The organism is Streptomyces crystallinus (genome assembly GCF_039521265.1).
Classification (GTDB): domain Bacteria; phylum Actinomycetota; class Actinomycetes; order Streptomycetales; family Streptomycetaceae; genus Streptomyces; species Streptomyces crystallinus.
In genome coordinates this window covers 91,013-108,629 of sequence record NZ_BAAACA010000037.1, presented here as the reverse complement: position 1 = coordinate 108,629, position 17,617 = coordinate 91,013, and the positions used below count along the sequence as shown (strand labels likewise).

Annotated in this window: 11 protein-coding genes; 6 read left to right on the top strand and 5 right to left on the bottom strand. The window is 72.5% G+C overall.

Going from position 1 to position 17,617, the window contains the following annotated elements:
* The first annotated feature begins 29 nt into the window (after positions 1–29).
* Positions 30–1,241, top strand: a complete 1,212-nt coding sequence (locus ABD236_RS25745; protein ID WP_344077344.1) for an NAD(P)/FAD-dependent oxidoreductase — start codon at positions 30–32, stop codon at positions 1,239–1,241.
* 6 nt (positions 1,242–1,247) lie between these two features.
* Here the strand turns inward: ABD236_RS25745 and ABD236_RS25740 are convergent, their stop codons facing one another.
* The 5 genes from ABD236_RS25740 to ABD236_RS25720 form a co-directional block, all read right to left on the bottom strand.
* A complete protein-coding gene (locus ABD236_RS25740; RefSeq protein WP_344077341.1) occupies positions 1,248–1,727 on the bottom strand; it encodes a hypothetical protein in 480 nt (159 codons plus the stop codon).
* A gap of 67 nt (positions 1,728–1,794) precedes the next feature.
* Positions 1,795–2,043, bottom strand: a complete 249-nt coding sequence (locus ABD236_RS25735) for a hypothetical protein (RefSeq protein ID WP_344077339.1) — start codon at positions 2,041–2,043, stop codon at positions 1,795–1,797.
* 61 nt (positions 2,044–2,104) lie between these two features.
* The gene (locus tag ABD236_RS25730) at positions 2,105–6,421 is read right to left on the bottom strand and encodes a polymorphic toxin type 17 domain-containing protein (protein WP_344077337.1); all 4,317 of its coding nucleotides are present in this window, start codon (positions 6,419–6,421) and stop codon (positions 2,105–2,107) included.
* Positions 6,418–6,780, bottom strand: a complete 363-nt coding sequence (locus tag ABD236_RS25725; protein ID WP_344077335.1) for a hypothetical protein — start codon at positions 6,778–6,780, stop codon at positions 6,418–6,420. The genes ABD236_RS25730 and ABD236_RS25725 overlap by 4 nt, the downstream gene beginning before the upstream one ends.
* A 204-nt stretch (positions 6,781–6,984) precedes the next feature.
* Positions 6,985–8,496: an FAD-binding oxidoreductase gene (locus tag ABD236_RS25720; protein ID WP_344077333.1), complete on the bottom strand. Its 1,512-nt coding sequence runs from the start codon at positions 8,494–8,496 to the stop codon at positions 6,985–6,987.
* A 322-nt stretch (positions 8,497–8,818) separates the two neighbouring features.
* Between ABD236_RS25720 and pdxR the strand changes: the two genes are divergently transcribed.
* From pdxR to ABD236_RS25695, 5 genes are all read left to right on the top strand, one after another.
* On the top strand, positions 8,819–10,249 hold the full coding sequence (gene pdxR, locus ABD236_RS25715) for a MocR-like pyridoxine biosynthesis transcription factor PdxR (protein WP_344077331.1): 1,431 nt from the start codon (positions 8,819–8,821) through the stop codon (positions 10,247–10,249).
* Between the two features lie 122 nt (positions 10,250–10,371).
* Positions 10,372–12,195 (top strand): alpha/beta fold hydrolase, encoded by a 1,824-nt coding sequence (locus tag ABD236_RS25710; RefSeq protein WP_425543952.1) that lies wholly within the window; start codon positions 10,372–10,374, stop codon positions 12,193–12,195.
* Positions 12,196–12,498: 303 nt separating this feature from the next.
* Positions 12,499–15,543, top strand: coding sequence for an AfsR/SARP family transcriptional regulator (locus tag ABD236_RS25705; RefSeq protein ID WP_425543957.1), 3,045 nt, complete (start codon positions 12,499–12,501; stop codon positions 15,541–15,543).
* Positions 15,544–15,606: 63 nt separating this feature from the next.
* Positions 15,607–16,161, top strand: a complete 555-nt coding sequence (locus ABD236_RS25700; protein ID WP_344077327.1) for a SigE family RNA polymerase sigma factor — start codon at positions 15,607–15,609, stop codon at positions 16,159–16,161.
* 188 nt (positions 16,162–16,349) lie between these two features.
* Complete coding sequence (locus ABD236_RS25695) at positions 16,350–17,588, top strand: hypothetical protein (protein ID WP_344077325.1); 1,239 nt, start codon at positions 16,350–16,352, stop codon at positions 17,586–17,588.
* Positions 17,589–17,617 lie beyond the last annotated feature (29 nt).

The following is a 17,617-nucleotide window of genomic DNA, read 5'->3' as shown; positions in this document are numbered from 1 at the left end:
GGACAGGACAGGTCTGACAGGAGCGAGACATGAAGCACCGCATCGTCGTCCTCGGGGCCGGATACGCCGGAGCCGTCACCGCCGGTCGCCTCGCCAAGCGGCTCCACCGCGACGACGTCGAGATCACCCTGGTCAACGGGGACCCGGACTTCGTCGAGCGGGTGCGGATGCACCAGCTGGCGAGCGGGCAGGACCTGCCGAGCCGCCCGCTGCGCGATCTGTTCGCGGGTACGGGGGTACGGATCCGGACGGCGTTCGTCACCTCCGTCGACGTGGACCGCAAGACCGTCGAGCTCAGGGGCGGGCAGGGCGGCGAGGCCCTGGGATACGACACCCTCGTGTACGCCCTCGGCAGCACCATCGCCGACCACGGCGTCCCCGGCGTCGCCGCGTACGCCCACCACCTCGCCGGCAAGCCGGCCGCGCTGCGACTGCGGGCGCGGCTGGGCGAGTTGGCGCCGGGCGGGACCGTGCTGGTCGTGGGCGGAGGCCTGACCGGCATCGAGGCGGCCACCGAGATCGCCGAGGCGCACCCGGGGCTCAAGGTGTCCCTCGCCGCGCGCGGCGGCGTCGGCGACTGGCTCAGCGACAAGGCCCAGCGCCATCTGCGCGGCGCGCTGGACCGGTTCGGCATCACCGTGCACGAGCGGACCGAGATCGCGCGCGTCGAGGCCGACCGCGCGGTCACCGGCGCGGGCGACGAGCTCGCGGCGCAGGTGACGGTGTGGACCGCCGGTTTCACCGTCCACCCGATCGCGGCGGCCAGCACCCTGGAGGTGTCGGGCACCGGGCGGATCGTCGTCGACGCCACCATGCGCTCGGTCTCACACCCCGACGTCTACGCCGTCGGTGACGCCGCGTACGCCATCGGCGCGGGCGGCGAGCCGCTGCGGATGGCCTGCGCCACGGCCAACCCGATGGCGTGGCTGGCCGCCGACGCCCTCGCCGCGCGGCTGACGGGGCGCAAGGTGCCCGACGCGCCGGTCGGTTATGCCGCCCAGTGCATCAGCCTCGGCCGCCGCGACGCGATCTTCCAGCGTGTGACCCACGAGGACCGGATGACGTCCACCGTCATCACCGGCCGCGCGGGCGCCCGTATCAAGGAGTTCATCGTCGCGGGCACGGTCTGGGGCATCACCCACCCCACCAATATGGCGCCGAGCCGTCGCCGCCATCTGCTGGCGAACGGCGAGGCGGCGGGAGCGGACGCGGCGCAGGCCCGCTTCGCGACGGCCCGGTGAGCTGCCTCACTCTGCCCCCGCCGTGTCGGGCGCCTCGGCCCAGACTGCCTGGAGGTCGCGGGCGCGGACCGTGATCGTGGCATCGGTCAGGGCGATCTCATGGACGCAGCCGCCGTCGTCGGCGGGCAGGAGCTCGTCGAGAAGTACGGCGTCGGACCGCATCCAGTCGATCTCGTGGTCGTAGTCGATGGCGAAATGAACCACGCCCTGGTAGACGATGCGCAGCCCGGTCTCGTGCTTCCACTGGTTGGGGGCGAATTCAAGGGTGAGCGTGCCGCTCTTGTCCGTCGCGATCCGGATGTCGGAGAGCTCCAGGTCCTTCACACACCGCACGGCGTTCCGGCGGTAGTGGTCGGCGTCGGAGGCGAAGGCGCGGGCCCCGGGCGGCAGCGCCCCTTCGAGCTCCGGGAGCGCTGCCAGATACGCGGTCGCGTCCGTGAAGAATCCCTGGTGGTCGTCGTCCCAGGCGGCCTCGACGTACTTCATCCACACCCCTTCGCCGCCCGGTGGTGGGCCTGGGGAAGTGCGGCGCGTTTCCCTTCCCGCAGCGCGCTCAGTAGTAGTCCTCGTGCTTCCGGTCCCGCCCCGTCGGGGTCAGCTCATGGCGTTCGAACTGCACTGTGTAGTCGTAGTCGTCCACCATGATCGCGTAGGCGGGCGGGACTTCGGGGTCCTTCGGCTCGGTGATGCCGAGGATCGCGCCGAGGCGGCCCGCCAGCTCCGGGCGGCGCGGGGAGTCGGTGATGCGCACTTCGGCGTAGAAGTGGAACGCGTCTTCTGCGGGCTGTTCCATGGCGGTCATTCCGTTTCCTGCTGTCCGAGTGCCCGTTCCTGCCGGCCGGGCGCCTGCGCCGTCCACTGTCTCACTTGTGGGTGATCTCCCCGTCGAGGGATACGTTCAGATGGCTGCCGTCCCGGCTCAGCCAGCCGAGCTGGGCCTTGCCCTTCTTGCTCAGCTGCACGTCCCACTCGAACGGCTGGCCCGCCGTACGCGACGGCCCCTTGATCCACTCATTACCGAAGCGGTCGATATAACCCTTGCGCGTGCCCCTCGGAAGGCCCGAGTTCACATTGACGTCCTGCGACGGTACGAATCGGATGCGCCCGGAGGTCGGTAGCTGGGCTTCCTTGATGAGCCCCTTCACTCCGGTCCGGGGCTTCTGCGTCGGCACCGGCTCGTCGCACGTCTTCAGTCCCAGCGGGTCGATCATCGACAGCGGGGTGTCGACGTATCCGTGGTGGTTGGGTGCGGGATCCAGGCCGAGGGGGTCCGCCGACAGATAGCGGGCGGTCTCCGGGTCGTAGTAGCGGAAGTAGTTGTAGTGCAGCCCGGTTTCGGGGTCGGCGTACTGGCCGGGGAAGCGCAGGGGGCAGTCGGCCGAACCGTCGTCCGGGGCTGTGGAGCGGCGGGCGCCCCACAGCACGTGGTGGTGCTGCCACGCCAGCTCACCCTCGGCGCCGACCAGTTCGGTCGGGGTGCCCGCCGTGTCGGTGATGACCGCGTGGAAGCGGATCGTGCGGTCGGCGGTGGTGTCCTCGGCCAGCGACGACAGGAGGGAGGCTCCGCCGGTACGGACCAGAGGGCGGTGGCCGGTCTGGGTCAGGGGGGTGTGCGTGCCCGGGGCGTAGTCCCAGGCGGTGACCCGGCCGTCGGGGGCGGTCTGTTCGGCGAGTCGGGTGTCGTCCCAGGTGAAGCCGGTGCGCTCGGCCTCGGTGCCGTCGTCGAGCAGCCGGTACTTGGCGATGCGGCGGCCCACCGGGTCGTACGCGTACTGCCAGCGCTCACCCTCCGGGGTCACCGCTTCGGTGAGGCGGTCCTCGGCGCTCCAGGTGTAGGTCCAGCTCCGGCGCTTGCCGTTGAGCAGCTTGCGTATGCGCCGGACCAGCCGCCCCTGGGCGTCGTGCTCGTACGTCGTGTTCCCGGACCGGCGGATCAGGGTGCCCTCGAACTCGCGCGCGCCGGACGGCCCGTCGGGCGCGGTGCTCTTCGTGGCGCCGGTGGCGGGCACGGCGGCGTGGGTCAGGTTGCCGGAGCTGTCGTAGGCGTACGTCTCGGTCCAGCCGTGCGCCCGGACCTTTGTGACCCGGCCGACCGGGTTGGTGAGGAACTTCCTCGTCCCCGAGGTCAGATCGCGGATCTCGGTCAGGAAGCCGTCCGCACGGTAGGCGTAGGTGCGGTGCTGGAGGAGGCGGTCCGCCTGGTCGGAGCGGCCGATGGCGGACGAGGCGATGAGGGACTGGGAGGCGAGACGGCCCCCGGCGTCCCAGCTCTGGTGCAGGGTGACCCCGTCGCCGATCCGGCGCGCGGTCTCCCGGCCTGCCGCGTCGTACGCGAAGGTCAGCGTGCCCGCGTCCGAGACCAGTTCGACCGGGCGCCCGGTCGGGCTGTACGACCAGCGTGAGACCAGCCCCGACGGGGTGGTCCGGCCGACGAGCCGCTCGCAGGCGTCGTACTCGTACGTCGTGGTGCGGCCGTTCACCGTCTCGGCCGTCACCCGGCCGAGGGCGTCGCGCGCGAGGACGAGCTCCGCGTCGGCGTTGACCGCGCGGACCAGATGTCCGGCCGGGTCGTAGGTGTACGTCGTCGTCGCGTCCGGGCCGGAGCGCTGTTCGGTGATGCGGCCGCGCGGGTCCCGGGTGAAGTGCAGGGGTTCGCCGGCGCCGTTGGTGCGCGAGACCAGCTCGCCCGCCGCGTTGTACGTGTACGTGAGAGTGCGGCCGTTGAAGTCGGTCTCGGCGGTCGGACGGCCGACCTCGTCGTAGGTGTAGCTCCAGGTCAGGCCCTGGGCGTTGGTGACGCCTGTGAGCCGGCGCTCGGTGTCGTGGGTGAAGGTGTAGGTGGTGCCGTCGGGGGTGGTGCGGGTGGCCGGGACATCGAAGTGGCCCGCCGTGTGGTGGGTGGTGTGGCCGGCCTGGTCGGTGTGGGTGAGCGGGTTGCCCTCGCAGTCCCAGGTCCAGGACTCCGTCGTGCCGTCGGGGTGCTCGCGCCGGGACGGCTTGCCCTCCGTGGTCCAGGCGGTGCGGGTGGTGTGGCCCAGGGGATCGGTGACCTCGACCGGGCGGCCGAATGCGTCACGGCGGATGGTCGTGGTGTGGCCCAGCTCGTCGGTGATCGCCACGGGGATGCCCGCCCCGTTCGGGGTGACTCCGCGCACGCCGCCGAGGGCGTCGGTGACCGAGGTCAGATGGCCCAGCTCGTTGTATGCATGGCTGGTGCGGGCGCCCAGCGGGTCGGTGGTGGTGAGGAGGTTGCCCTGCTCGTCGTAGGTGTGGTGCCAGGTGGCTCCGCCCGGCTCGACGACCTCGACGGCCTGGCCCAGCGGGTTGTAGCGAGCGCGTGCCGCCGAGCCGTCGGGCAGGGTGAGCTCGGTGAGGTTGCCCTGGTCGTCGTAGGCGTATCGCGTGGTGCGGCCGAGGGGGTCCGTGCTGGTGAGGGGGTTGTCTCCGCGCTCGTCCCACTGGGTGCGGGTGGTGTGGCCGAGGGCGTCCGTCTCCTCGACGACCAGGCCCTCGGCGTTGTAGCGGTGGCTGGAGGAGTGTCCGAGGGAGTCGGTGTAGGTGGTGGTGCGGGAGGCGTCGTCGTAGGTGAGGGTGCCGGAGAGGATGCCGTCGACGCCGTCGGTGCGCGTGACGCGGCCGCGCGCGTCGTACACGTAGGAGAACCAGGTGCCGTTGCGGTCCGTCCAGCGGGTCATCCGGCCCTGGTCGTCGTAGGCGAACTTCAGGGGCAGGCCGCTGGAGTTGATGACCTCGCTGAGATTGCCGGCGTCGTCGTATCCGTAGCGCATGACCACGGTGCCCGCGTCCGGGGGGAGTTGGCCGCTGTAGCGGTCGGGGGCGTGCTCCAGCAGGCGCAGGGCGGTGATGCGGGGGCCGTGGGAGTCGACGGCGAGGTAGTAGCCGCCGGAGTGGCGGATGCCCTCGGGGACGCCGCCCGCGTTGCGCTCGATGTCGATACGGGCGCCGTTGCGGTCCTGCCACGCGTCGAGGGGCAGGTGGAAGATGCCGGGGGTCGCGGAGTTGAGCGGGGTGCTGAAGGAGCGGATCACTCCGGTGGCCGGGTCGGTGATCGTCATGACGCCGTCCGGCTTGCCGTCCCACTCCAGCGGCCAGCGCGGTCCCTTCACCGGCAGCACCGGCTCGCCCGGCGCCGGTACGGGATAGACCAGGCGCATGCCGTCCGCGCCCGCGTAGACGACACCCTCGCTGTCGATCTGGACGCACTCGTCGAGGGTGGAGATCCAGGTGGGGCCGAAGCAGACCCCGCCCCGGTACGAGGAGAGATGGGTGCGCTCGAAGACGAACGGCAGCGAGGCGGGCAGGCTCAGGTCCGTCTGCGACATCAGCATCGCGCCGGTCGCCACGTCGATCGGCTCGCCCACACAAGGAGTGCGCTCGCCGTTGCGGGCGGCGGGGCCCAGCTCCACCAGGTCGGGGCGGAGCGAGGGCGGGCGCAGCATGAACGGGGTGGGGTTGGTGAACGCGCCCTCGACGCCGGCCTTCAGGACCCCGCTGCCGGCGCCCAGCGCACCGCCGAAGATCATGCCGTCCTTGGCGGCCTGGTTGATCTCGTCCAGGCTGAAGCCGCTCTGCAGACCGGTGGCGATCTTCAAGGGCTGGGCCACGGCCAGGTCGACGGTGACCGACTCGACGCCGCCGAACGCGGCCGCCACCAGCGTCCCCGCCGCGATCTCCGCGACCGTGGTGGAGACCGCGACGCCCAAGGTGGCGCCCATCTCGATGATCACGTCGGCGGCCGCGACCGCCGCCCCGGAGGCCAGACCCGCGGTGAAGAAGGCCAGCGCGATACCGCCCGCGATCACCGCCGCGTCGATGCCGATCTGCGTCCACAGCTTGGTGATCGCGTCGTCGACCGCGTCCGCGAACTTCTCCAGCCCCTCGGCCATCTTCCGCGACGACTTGGACAGATCGCTGAGCCAGCCCGCGTCCTTGCCCTTGGCGTACCGCTCCCAGAACGTGGTGAAGGTCTCGATCGCCTCACCCTGGTTGTTGTGGATGAGCGAGGTCGCCGTGTTGTTCACCGGCGTGCGCACGTCGTCGACCGCGTCGGCGAAGGTCCGCCAGGCCTGCGCCGCGTGCCGCAGGGTGCCCGAATTCGCGTCCGGCCACCACATGCCGAGCTTCAGCAGGATCTTCTTGGCCTCGTCCTCGATGCTCACTCGGCACCGCCCTGCTGCGGCTCCTGCGGTTTCTGCGGCTTGACCTTGGCGAACATCCCGGCGATCAACTCGTCGTTGTCCACGTGCCCGTCCGACATGTCGAGCATCGCCTCATGGATGCTCGTCAGCCCGAGCACCAGGATCCCCGCGCCGCGCTCGATCGCCTTCTGCTGCGGCTCGTACGCGTCCCCGAACGCACTGCCCTGCTCGTCGTCGCCCCACGGCTTGCCGAAGCCGTCGAGTGCCTTCACCAGATTCGTCAGCGCCGTGCTCAGGTTCTTCGCCTGCTCGTGGAACACCGGCGCCGACAGCTTCAGATCAGCCGTCTTGATGTCCAGGACCTTGCCGTCGTCGCCCACCCCGCACCTTCCCCCGTCGATCCGCACCCGCCCCTGCCGTCTGCGTGTGCAACCCCTCGACCGTAAGAGCCCCAGGTCAAGGTGTCGCAAAGCGCATGTCGTGGATGGGTAACGAAAGGCCAGGCCGGAACCGTTCCGACCTGGCCTCACTCGTTCGGGTGGCGTTCAGGTGCAGGTGCTTGACGCTCTGTCAGGCGGCGCCGGTCAGTCGATGCCCTGCGCGAACGAGAACACCCCGTACGGGTCGTACTTGGACTTCACGTACGACAGGCGGCCGTAGTTCTCGCCGTAGTACGCCTCGCGCCAGTCCGTCAGTGCCGGGTCGATGAAGTTCTGGTAGGACTCGCCCCGCGAGATCGGGTCGACCGCGGTGAAGCCGTTGTCGACGAAGCGCTGGCCGGAGGCGAGCTGGTCGCCGGAGAGGATGCCGAAGGCGAACGTGTAGTACGACATCAGCAGCGTGCTGTCGCGGTGGACGTACGCCGTCGAGGTGCGCGGGACCTTGTTGGCGGCGCCGCCCAGCGCCATGATCTCGAACTTGTGGAAGTGGCCGGCCGTGCGCTCGGTGTCGAAGACGCCGACCAGCCGGGCCCACTCGGTCTCCGAAGGCGATCTGCTCAGCAGCCGGCCGCGGCCCAGGACGTGGCCGAACGGGGCGAGCTTGCCGTTCGCCGGGTCCCAGGTGTTGTTGTGGCACTGCTGCTGCGAGTACGAGCCGCAGCCGAAGATCTTCATCATCGCGGACTTGTAGGTGTCCGTGTAGATGTTCTGCTGGATCGGGGCCGCGCCCGTCAGGGCGATCAGCCGGGCGATCTCGGTGTCGAACTCCGCGCGCGTGCCCACCGAGGTGACGAGCAGCGTCACCAGCGGGGCGTTGCCCGCCGCCGAGTCGAACAGGTCGATGTTGGAGCGGCTGCCGAACGTGGTCGGCGCGGACTCCAGCCACTGGGTGAGGCCGTGCATCGCGCCGACCGCGTGGTCGTAGCTGAACAGCAGCTCGGCCACGTTCAGGTTCGGGACGGCGGTCGGGGTGACCGTGTACTGGGTCACGATGCCGAAGTTGCCGCCGCCGCCACCGCGGATCGCCCAGTACAGGTCCGGGTTGGAGGTCGGGGAGGCGGTCACCTGGCGGCCGCTGGCGAGGACGACCTTCGCCGAGGTCACCTTGTCGGCGCCGAGCCCGTGCTGGCGGGTGAGCAGGCCGACGCCGCCGCCCTGGAGGAAGCCGCCGAGGGCCACGGTCGGGAACATGCCCCCGGGGATGGCCAGACCGCTCGCGCCGAGGCCGTTGACCAGGTCGACCAGCTGCGTACCGCCGCCGACGGTCGCCGTGCCGGAGCCGGCGGTGACCGCGTTCAGCCGGGAGACGTCGATGATCAGGCCGGTGGTGGTCGAGAAGCCGCCGCCGCTGTGGCCGCCGCTGCGGGCCGTCACCGGGATGTCGTGGTACTGGCCGAAGAGCAGGCTCGCGGTGACGTCGTCGGCGTTCGCCGCGTACACGATGGCCTGCGGGTTGGTGAGGCTGTACTGGCCGTACTCGACGGTCTTGGCCGCCGTGTACGCGGAGTCGGACGGCAGCACCAGCGTGCCCGTCAGATGCGCGCGCAGCCGGTCCCACTGGCTGGCGGTCGTGGCGGTGGCGGTGGTGAACCCCGACAGGGACAGGGCCGCGGCTCCGGCCCCCGCCATCCCGATGAACGACCTGCGTGTGATCATGCCTTGCTCTCCCCTGTGAGCCTCATCGATCTCTGAGCCTGCGGCCGCTCCGGGACCACCGGGTCCTTCGATCCCCCGCGGACCTTCCCCCACGATCCCCGCGCCCGAGGGATCGGAATCCTGCCACGGATTCCGGCCGACGGGTGGGGCAGTTGGCCAGTACGGCGCGACCTCGACTGCCACTCAAGTCCCGCTGGAGCTGCGGTTGTTCACGGCTGCCGGCGCCTTGCGTGCCGTTCAAGTGTGGAGCTTGACGTGGTCCCGGGCCGTGTTCGCGCCCCCTAGGCTGAACCGGTAGCGACCACGTAGAGGACGGGTGTTCATGGCGGAGTCATGGGTCAATTCCGCGGAGCGGATCGGTGCCGACCTCCATGTGGAACTGGCCGGATCCGGCAGCCGGCGGGCCGCCCTGATCCGTGCGCTGCGCTCCGCCGTCCAGGACGGACGCCTCGCCCCCGGCACCCGGCTGCCCCCGTACCGCTCGCTCGCCGCCGACCTCGGGCTCGCCCGCAACACCGTCGCCGACGCCTACGCCGAGCTCGTCGCCGAGGGCTGGCTCACCGCACGCCAGGGCTCGGGCACCCGGGTCGCGCCCCGTGCCGAGCCCGTCCGCCCCGCGCGCGTGCCGAAGAGGGTGCCGCCCCGGACCGCCGCCCCGGCGCACAACCTGATGCAGGGGCAGCCGGATGCCGGATCGTTTCCGCGCGGCGCCTGGCTCTCGGCCGCCCGGCGCGCGCTCAACGCGGCCCCCAACGAGGCCTTCGGGCCCGGCGATCCCCAGGGCCGTATCGAGCTGCGCCGGGCGCTGGCCGGCTACCTCGCGCGCGTGAGGGGCGTGCGGACCACGCCCGACCGCGTCGTGATCTGCTCCGGGTTCGCCCATGCCCTGCGGCTTCTCTTCGGCGGCCAGGTGCTGCGCGGCCCGCTAGCCGTGGAGGCGTACGGGCTCGGCTTCCACCGCTCCCTGCTCGCCGCGGCGGGCGTACGGACCGTGCCGGTCGGGCTCGACGAGCAGGGCGCGCGCGTGGAGGAGCTCACCGAGCGCCAGGAGCTCAAGGGCGTACGGGCCGCCCTGCTCACGCCCGCCCACCAGTTCCCGACCGGCGGACCGCTGCACCCGGAGCGCCGCGCGGCCGCCGTCGACTGGGCACGCGCGCGAGGGCGGATCATCCTGGAGGACGACTACGACGGCGAGTTCCGCTACGACCGCGAGCCGGTCGGAGCGGTGCAGGGGCTCGATCCCGAGCGGGTCGTCTACATCGGCTCGGTCAGCAAGAGCCTGTCCCCTGCGGTGCGGCTCGGCTGGATGGTGCTGCCGGAGCAGCTCGTGGACCCCGTGCTCGCGGCCAAGGGTCAGCGCGAGGCCTGGGTGAGCGTCCTGGACCAGCTGACCCTCGCGGACCTGATCGAGAGCGGCGCGTACGACCGCCATGTGCGGCGGATGCGGCAGCGCTACCGGGGCCGCCGCGACCAGCTCCTCGCGGCCCTGGACGAGCACGCCCCGCACATCGCGCCGACCGGCATCGCGGCCGGGCTGCACGCCGTGCTGAGGTTGCCGCCGGGCACCGAGCGGGCGGTCCTGAAGGCCGCGGCCTGGCAGGGGGTCGCGCTCGACGGGCTGGCCGGGTACCGCCACCCGGACGCGACCGTGCCCGCCCAGGACGGCCTGGTGGTCGGCTACGCCACCCCGCCCGATCACGGCTACCCGGCAGCCCTGGACGCCCTGTGCCGGGCGCTGCCGCCGGCACCGTGACGTTGGAGCCTGTCTTCCCACCTCCTCGGCTCGCGCCCCGATGACCAGCACGCACGCTCGGACCGTGACCGTAGGGTGGGAGCCACGGAGATCATGAGGGGGAGTGGCTGAAAGTGGCCCAAGTGACCGAAGCCGTGGGGGAGTTCGACGGGGAGCGGATCAGCTGCGCGGTGGCGGAGCCCGACGGGGTGGTCCCCTCCGTCACCGTCGTCCTGCTGCACGGCGCAGGAAGCGGCGACAAGGCGCGGCTCGCGGAGCTGGGTGAGGACTTCCGCGCCCGGGGCCACCGCGTCCTCGCCCTCGACTTCTCCGGTCACGGCGCCTCCAGCGGCGCCCTCGCGGAGCTGAGCCTGGAGCGCCGCTTCCGGCAGGCGCGCGCGGCGATCGACGCGTACGTCCCGCCCGGCCAGAGCCTGGTCCTGACCGGCTTCAGCATGAGCGGCCAGACCGTCGCCGACCTGTCCGCGCACTACGGCTCCCGGGTCGCGGGTATCGGCCTGTGCGCGCCCGCCGTGTACGCCGACGCGGCCTGGTCCGAGCCGTTCGGGGCCGAACCGGGCGCCCCGGGGACGCCCCCCGACGCCCCCGTCTCGCGCTTCACCGAGATCCTGCGTACGCCCGACAGCTGGCGCGGCTCACGCGCCCTCGACGTCTTCCGGGCGCTGCGCACCCGGGTGGTGCTGGCCGTACCCAAAGTGGACGAGATCATTCCGTACGCCGTCACGGAGGCGGTGAGCCAGGCGCTGGCCGCCGGGAACGAGCCGCGCTTCACCCGACTGACCTTCGAGGGCGCCCACCACCGGCTCGGGGTGTGGTTCCGGGAGCACCCGGTCGAGCGCGCGCGATTCGTGGACGCGCTCCTGGACGACCTGGGCGCGGACGGCTGGGAGCTGACCCGCCGCTGGGTCGAGAAGTCCCTTCCGCGGGGGGAGCGCGTACGGGACGCGGTGGCGTTGCGGGGCGGCTGGACGTCACAGATGCGGCTTGTCCGGACGGAGGGAAGCGACGGCCTCCTTGACGACGGCCTCCTTAAGAAGGGGGGAGGTACGCCGTCTCAGGAAGACGGTGTTCGAGCAGAACCAGCCACCGCCGCACGCGAACTGGTGCTGCGCTCCTTCGCCAAGCCCTTCTACCGGCGGCACGCGCACGGTCTCCTCGCGCGCGAGGCGGATGTCCTCGGGCTGCTGGCCGGGACGGACGTGCCCGCGCCCGTACTCGTGGCGGTCGACCCGCGGGGCGAGCACTGCGATCACCCCTCGTTGCTGATGACCCGCCTGGAGGGCGCGGTCCGGCTCGACGAGGAGGATCTGGAGCGGCGGATCGGGCTGCTCGCCGCACAGTTGCTGGACATCCACCGCGTACGGGTGCCGGAGGCGGACCGCCCCCGCGAGTACGAGGCCTGGACCTCCGCCGACCGGGTGCGCGTGCCCGAGGGCACCGACCGGCCCGACGTCTGGCGCCGCGCGGTCGACGTCATCCGGCAGCCGCCGCCCCCGTACGAGGGCTGCTTCCTGCACCGGGACTTCCACCCGGGGAACGTGCTGTTCAGCGGCGCGGGCGAGGAGCTGCGGATCAGTGGGGTCGTCGACTGGGTGGAGACGTCGTGGGGACCGGCCGCGCTCGACGTGGCGCACTGCTCGACGGCGCTCGCGCTGCTGCACGGGGCCGGGGCCGCACGGGAGTTCGTGGCGCGCTACCGGGCCGGGGGCGGACGCCTGGACGGCGGGCTGCTCCACTGGCAGCTCCTGGACGCGCTGGCCTACGCGCCGGACGCCGAGAAGGTCGCCGCGCCGTGGCGGGAGCTCGGCCGCACGGATCTGACGCCCGAGGTGCTGGGCGGGCGGCTGGAGGAGTACATCGCGTCGCTGCTCGACAAGGACGCCTCCCAGGGCCTGTCGGACCAGTCGGACCTGTCGGGCATGTGCTGGGGCCTGCCGTCGAAGTAGCGTCGTCGCCCGGGCGGGCGGCCCGGGCGGGCGGCGCGGCCCGCGCCTCAAAAGAAGGCGCTCACGGGCGGACGGACGAGGTCCCCGGGCACTCACCTGGGATGCCCGAGGACCTCTCTGTCCTTCGGTCCCGTTCCGACGGTGACACTCCCCCGAGTGTGTTTGTCCACCGAGCACCGGCGGTCCGGATCCGATGGAAAGATCTAATCAGCGCCCACCAACAGATCGCTAACATGTGCCCAACGGTCAACGGGGCAGCCGGTGGACGAGCAGCGGGGGAAACCGGTGGAGGTCGGGGTGTGTGTGCGATTCGGCCTGCTCGGGCCGCTGACCGTGGGCGGCGCGCCCGTCGGAAGCGGCAAGGTCGGCTCCCTGCTCGCGGCCCTTCTGATGCGGCCGGGCAGGGTCGTCCCCAGCGACGACCTGAAGCTGGCCCTGTGGGGCGACGAGCCGCCCGCCTCCGCCACCGCGTCCCTGCACAACCACGTGGCCCGGCTGCGGCGCCTGCTCGACTCCGAGGACCGGGTACGGGCCGTGCCGCCGGGGTACGTCCTGCGGGTCGGCCCGGGCGAGCTCGACTCCCAGGTGTTCGAGGCCCACGCGCGCGTGGCGCTGGCCGCGCACAACCAGGGCGACTGGCCGGTGGTGGCCGAGGAGACCGCCGCCGCCCTCGCACTGTGGCGCGGCGCCCCGCTCAGCGGGCTCTACGACCCCGAGGACGGCGAGCCCGCCCTCGTCCAGCGGCTCGCCGAGACCCGGCTGCTCGTCCTGGAGTGGAAGTACGAGGCGGAGCTGCGGCTCGGCCGCCACGAGGGCATCGGGCCGGAACTGGCGGCGCTGACCGCCGAGTTCCCGCTGCGCGAGGCCTTCCACCGGCAGCTGATGCTGGTGCTGTACCGCACCGGGCGCCAGGCGGAGGCGCTCGCCGTGCACCAGCGGCTGCGCCGCACCCTGGTGGAGGAGCTGGGCGTCGATCCGGGGCCCGTCGTACAGGAGGCGTACCAGGAGATCCTGCGCGAGCCCACCCCGCGCGCGGAGCTGCCCGCGCCGGCCCAGCTGCCGCCCGGGCCCGCCCACTTCACCGGCCGCGACGAACTGGTGAGAGAGCTCAGGGTCGTACTGACCCAGGGGCGCCGACCAGAGGCGCGCGCCGGGTCGGACGCGCCACCGGGCACTCCCGTACGCACCCCGTGCGGGCCGACACCCCCCGGCGACCCGGCCGCTCTCACCGAGCCCGCGCGGACGGAGACCTTCCCTCCGCGAAACGAGGCCACCGCCCGGCCCGAAAGCGCCCTCGCCGCCCCCCTCGCCGTGATCACCGGCATGGCGGGCGTCGGGAAGAGCGCGCTCGCCGTCCAGGTGGCGCACGCACTGCGCGAGGAGTTCCCGGACGGGCAGCTGTATCTGAACCTGCGCGGCGCGACCCCCGGACTCACCGCGCTGCCGCCGATCCAGGCGATCGCCGCGCTGCTCAACGCGCTGGGCGTCGACTCCCGCAGCATCCCCGACACCGCCGACGCGGCCGCCGCGCTGCTGCGGTCCCGGCTGGCCCCGACCCGTACGCTCCTCGTCCTCGACGACGCGGGCTCCGCCGCCCAGGTGCGGCCGCTGCTGCCCGCCGGGGGCGGCTGCGCGGTGGTCGTGACCAGCCGTTCGCCGCTGGCCGCGCTCGACGGCGCGACCCGCTTCCCGCTCGCCCCGATGACGGCGGCCGAGAGCCTGCGGCTGCTGCGGGCCGTCTCCGGGCGCGAACTGGCCGAGGGAGCGGCCCGGTTGGTCGACCTCTGCGGGCGGCTGCCGCTGGCGCTGAGGGTCGCGGCCGCGCGGCTCGCCGCCCGCAGCGCGCTCACCCCCGACGCGCTCGCCGGGCTCCTGGACGCCGAGGACGGGCGCCTGGACCACCTGGAGTACGACGATCTGAGCGTGCGCCGCTCACTCGCCGTCGCGCTCGGCGCGCTCGACCCGGACGCGGCGCTCGCGCTGCGCCGGCTGGGCGCGCTCGATCTGCCCGCGTACGAGGTGCCCGTCGTCGCCCGGCTGATGGGCCTGCCGGAGCAGCGTGCGGGGGCGGCCCTGGACCGCCTCGTCGAGGTGGCACTGCTGGACGAGACCTCGTACGGGCGGTACGCGCCACACGATCTGGTGCGCGACTTCGCGCGGGAGCTGGCGGCCCACGACGAGGAGCGGGAGGCGGCCGTCGAGCGCGGGCTGCGGTGGTACGCGGAGGCCGCCCGGCAGAGCGGCCTGGTCCTCGCCCCGCCCGAGCGCGAGGGCCCGGCCCGGGTCCCCGACCCCGTCGGCGACGCCGCCCCCTTCCCGGACACGGCTGCCGCACTGGCCTGGGGTGACCGCGAACTGCCCGCCGTGGTGACGCTCACCGAACGGTACGCACACCGCTCACCCACTGTGTTTCTGCTGGTCAGGGCGTATTTCAGTCATCTTCAGTACCGGGGGAAGTACGCCGCGCTGCGCCATCTCAACCGGTTCGTCCTGACCGCCGCCCGGGCGAGCGGCGACCGGGTGGCGCAGGCGCACGCCCTAGGTGACTTGGCCGGGGCACACTTCCTGGCCAGCCGTATCGAGGAGGCGCTGGCCCTCAACGACGAGGCGATCGCGCTGTGGCAGGAGCTCGGCGAGCGGGGCCGCACCCAGCGCACGCTGGCCAACCGGGGCATGCTCCTGGAGCGCCTCGGCCGGCACGCCGAGGCGGCCGAGCCGCTGGAGCGGAGCCTCGCCCTGACTCGCGAACTCGACGACGCCTACGGCGAGGCGATCATCCTCAGCCACCTGGGCAACCTGTACGAGCACACCGACGCGCGGCTGGCCATCGACTACCACGAGCGCAGCCTGGCGACCGGCTGCCGCATCGGCAGCGAGCTCCTGGTGCACACCGCGCACTGCAACATCGGGTACGCGCACGTCACCCTGGGCGAATGGGCCGACGCCGTCGGCCACTTCGAGCGGGCGCTGCGGATCCTCGGCGAGCAGGGCGACTGGCACGGCCGCTCCCAGTCCTGGGTCGGCCTGGTGCGGGTGCTGGGCGAGCTGGGCCGCACCGACGAGGCGTACGCGGCCTGCGCGGACCTGCTGGACCAGGCCGTGGAGAGGTGCGACGCGTACACCGAGGGGCTCGGCAGGCGCGAGTACGGCCGGCTGGAGCGGTCACGCGGCCGTGCCGCCGAGGCCCGGGCCCAGTGGGAGCTGGCGCTGAAGGCCCTGGAGGGCGGCGCTCCCAAGGCGTACGCGGAGGTGGCGGAGCTGCTGGCGGGGCTGGACGCGGAGGCGTGGCGGGGCGGCGCGGTAGCGGGGCGGTCCGGTGCCGGGCGGGGCGGCGCGGAAGGCGGGTGAAACATTCTCGGGCCCCCAACGCGTCAATGAGGTGTAGGGGAGGTCAAGGGGTCGGGGGAGAGCATGAGAAGGCCGGGGCAGCAGAGGCAGCCGAAACAACAACGCAAGGCGCGCCAGACGCGGACGGAGGAGTTCCTTGAGTTCGCGTCCGGGCGCGCGAACCATCTCTTCCGCTCGGCGTGCCTGCTGACCAGCGGGGACACCCATCTCGCCGAGGACCTGGTGCAGGAGACGCTGGGGCGGATGTACGCACTGTGGGGCCGGGTCTCCCGGATCGACAACCCCGCGGCATACGCGCAGACGATCCTCGTGCGCACGTTCCTCACCCACCGGCGAAGGCGCTCGGCCGACGAACGGCCCCTCGGTGAGCTCCCGGACCACGCCGTCACCACGGCCGGGGACCCGGCCCTGCGGCTCGCGCTGCTCGACGCGCTCGCCCGGCTCGCGCCCAAGGACCGGGCGGTGGTGGTCCTGAGGTACTGGGAGGACCGGAGTGTGGAGGAGACAGCCGAGGCGATGCGGGTCAGCTCGGCAGCGGTGCGCACGCGCTCGGTGCGCGCGCTGGCCAAGCTCCGCGAACAACTGGGTGGCACTTTGGCGGAACTCGCCGCGCTCTGACCGGGAGCCGGGAACCGGATACGGGGACCGGCGACCCGGCCGCGAAACCAACCGCGCATGAACCGCGCATCACCAACCGCGGCTCACCGCTCACGACTACCGCCGCTCACCACTGACGACTTACGGCTTCTGGCTTACGAGCCCGAGCCACCAGCCACTGACCATGAAGCGAGGAGTGGGGTTCCACCATGCCTTTCGAAGACCGGATCGGCGAAGCGATCCGCAGCACCGGTGACGGATTCGTCCCGCAGGACAGCCGCGCGCTGGTCGACGGGGCCCTGAACAGCGGCCGCCGCAGGCTGGCCCGACGCCGGGCCGCCACCGTGACCGGCAGTGTGGTGGCGCTGGCCGCCGTGGGCCTCGGCGGTGCCTGGGCGAGCGGCCTTGTCGGCGGCTCGTCCGGCTCCCGGGGCTCCGGCGGCACGGCCGCGTCGGTGGCGGCGCCGCCCAAGCCGACGCTTCCGGACAAGGTGTCGGTCAGCGCGGAGCAGATGATCAAAAACCTCATCGCGCAGCTGCCGCAGGGCAGGACGAGTGACGAGCGGGGCGAGGGCACGGACGGCCCGCACGACAAGTACCCCACGCCGAACGCGTCGGTGGTCTTCGACGACGGCAAGGGCAAGGGATCGGTCGGCATCTCGCTGCGCATGATCGATCCGACGAGCCAGAGCGCCACCGAGTATGTGACGTGCCCGTCGAGGGCGATCGCCGACTACGACCACTGCACGGCGGAAGTGCTCCCCGACGGCTCACGGTTCGCGTTCCTGCAGACGTACGAGTACCCCGACCACCGCGAGGACACGAAGGACTGGCGGGCCACCCTGGTGACTCCTAAGGGCGTGCTGATCGACGCCAGCGAGTACAACGCGCCCGCTGAGAAGGGCGCGCAGACCACGCGCGTCGACCCGCCCCTGACCGGGGCGCAGATGAAGGCGCTGGTCACAGCCGAGGTGTGGAAGAAGACCATGGCCGGGGCCAAGATACCGGGCCGGGAGCCGGTGCGCCGGGGCGAGCCGAGCGGGGCGTCGATGCAGCGCGAGCTGGTCGCCTCCCTGCCGAAGGCCCTCAAGGTCGTCGACCAGGGGAACCAGGGTGGCTACGCGTTCGCGGTCGTGGACGACGGCAAGGGCAGGAGCCTGGTCGGCATCAACGTCCAGCCCGGCATGGGGGATGTGCCGCTCCACGGCTCGGTGACGACCCTCCCCAACGGCACCCGCGTCAGCGAGGAGCAGCGGCCGGGCGAGAAGGGCGGTGCGGGCGTGGTGTGGTGGACGGTCGACACGATCCGGCAGAACGAACTCCGCGTGGTGATCAGCGCGTTCAACACGGGCAACCAGAACGCTCCGGCGACGCGCGCCACGCCCGCGCTGACGATGGCCCAGCTGAAGGGGATAGCCCTGGACCCGAAGTGGGAGAAGCTGAGCTAGCCGCGCGGTGGGGCGGCGGCGGAGCGAGG

Coding starts and splice junctions, on each gene's coding strand:
- ABD236_RS25745 (WP_344077344.1), top strand. CDS start 30: ATGAAGCACCGCATCGTCGTCCTCGGGGCCGGATACGCCGGAGCCGTC.
- ABD236_RS25740 (WP_344077341.1), bottom strand. CDS start 1,727: ATGAAGTACGTCGAGGCCGCCTGGGACGACGACCACCAGGGATTCTTC.
- ABD236_RS25735 (WP_344077339.1), bottom strand. CDS start 2,043: ATGACCGCCATGGAACAGCCCGCAGAAGACGCGTTCCACTTCTACGCC.
- ABD236_RS25720 (WP_344077333.1), bottom strand. CDS start 8,496: ATGATCACACGCAGGTCGTTCATCGGGATGGCGGGGGCCGGAGCCGCG.
- pdxR (WP_344077331.1), top strand. CDS start 8,819: ATGGCGGAGTCATGGGTCAATTCCGCGGAGCGGATCGGTGCCGACCTC.
- ABD236_RS25700 (WP_344077327.1), top strand. CDS start 15,607: ATGAGAAGGCCGGGGCAGCAGAGGCAGCCGAAACAACAACGCAAGGCG.
- ABD236_RS25695 (WP_344077325.1), top strand. CDS start 16,350: ATGCCTTTCGAAGACCGGATCGGCGAAGCGATCCGCAGCACCGGTGAC.